The organism is Kitasatospora sp. MY 5-36 (genome assembly GCF_001182915.1).
Classification (GTDB): Bacteria; Actinomycetota; Actinomycetes; order Streptomycetales; family Streptomycetaceae; genus Kitasatospora.
The window spans coordinates 1-1,489 of sequence record NZ_LFVW01001184.1; the positions used below are offsets into that span (position 1 = coordinate 1).

Annotated in this window: 1 protein-coding gene; it reads right to left on the minus strand. The window is 78.9% G+C overall.

Translation table 11 applies throughout. From position 1 onward, the window contains the following. On the minus strand, positions 1-1,489 hold a 1,489-nt coding region (locus AE652_RS41235; RefSeq protein WP_049661110.1), incomplete at both ends, for an NB-ARC domain-containing protein.

Sequence of the window (1,489 nt, forward strand, 5' to 3'; positions counted from 1 at the left end):
GGTTGACCAGGGCGACGGCCTGGGCGCAGCCGTCGCCGGCCCGGGCGGCGAGGTCGGGGGCGCGTTCCAGGTGGTCGAGGGCCTGGTCGGGGCGGCCCTCCTCCAGCAGGACCCAGCCGAGCAGGGCCCGGGCGCGGGACTGGGCGCCGGGGTCGCGGTCGGCCTCGGCGGCGGCCAGGCCGTGTTCGAGCAGCGGTGCCCAGCCGTCCCGGACCTGCCAGACGATCAGCGGCCACTGGAGCAGCACCAGGCGCCAGGCGCGGTCGTGCAGTCCGGCGGTGACGGCCGCCTCGACGGCGCCGCGCAGGGTGTCGCGTTCGGCGGCGTACCAGGCGAGGGCGCTCGCCCGGTCGGGGAAGGGGCGGACCTCGGCGGGGCGGCGGGTGCCGGGCGGCAGGGCGCAGCACGGTTCGCTGCCCGGTTCGGCGGCGGCGCAGGCGGTGAGGAGGGTGTTGAGCAGGTGGTCGAGCAGGCGGGGCAGCACCTGGGTGTCGGTGTCGCCGGGCAGGCTGCGGGCGTAGAGGCGGACCAGGTCGTGCAGGGTGTAGGCGTCCCGGCCGATCTGCACGATCAGGTGGGCGGTGGCCAGTTGGGCCAGGGCGGCGGCGGCCTCGTCGGGGCGGCAGCCGGCCAGGGCGGCGGCGGTGCGGCTGTCGAGGGTGGCGCCGGTGTGGGCGCCGAGGCTGCGGAACGTCCGGCGGGCGGGTTCGCCCAGGTGCTGGACGGTCAGGGCGAGCGCGGCGGCGACGCTGGTGTCCTCGACGTCGAGGAGGTCCAGGCGGTCCTGCTCGTCGGCGAGTTCGTCGGCGAGGGCGGCCAGCGCGCGGGCCGGGCCGGTGGCGAGGCGGGCGGCGGCCAGCCGCAGGGCCAGCGGCAGGCCGTCGCACAGGTCGGCCAGGCGGGCGGCGGCCTCGGGTTCGGCGGCGACCAGGTCGGGGCCGAGGGTCGCGGCGAGCAGGGTGACGGCCTGCGGGGAGGAGAGTTCGGCGAGCGGCACGGGGCGGGCGGCGTCGGAGGCGACCAGGCCGCCGAGCCGGTCGCGGCTGGTGACCAGGGTGACGCAGTCGTCGCCGTCGGGCAGCAGCGGGCGCACCTGGTCGGAGCGGCGGGCGTTGTCCAGGACGATCAGCATCCGGCGCCCGGCGGTCAGTTCGCGGTAGCGGGCGCCCATCGCCTCGGCGGTGGCGGGCATCCGCTCGACGGGCAGGCCCAGGGCGAGCAGCAGTTCGCGCAGGACGGCGGCGGTGTCGCGCTCGGGCAGCGGGCTGTGGCCGCACAGGTCGACGAAGAGCCGGCCGTCGGGGAAGTCCTGGTGGCGGCGGTGCGCCCAGGACAGGGCGAGGGTGGTCTTGCCGACGCCGGCGCCGCCGGTGAGCAGGGCGACGGCGCCGGGGGCGGCGGTGGCCCGGTCGAGCGCGGCCAGTTCGTCCTCCCGGCCGGCGAAGCCGCGCGGGCGGCGGGGGAAGGGCCAGGGGGTGTGCTGCGCGGC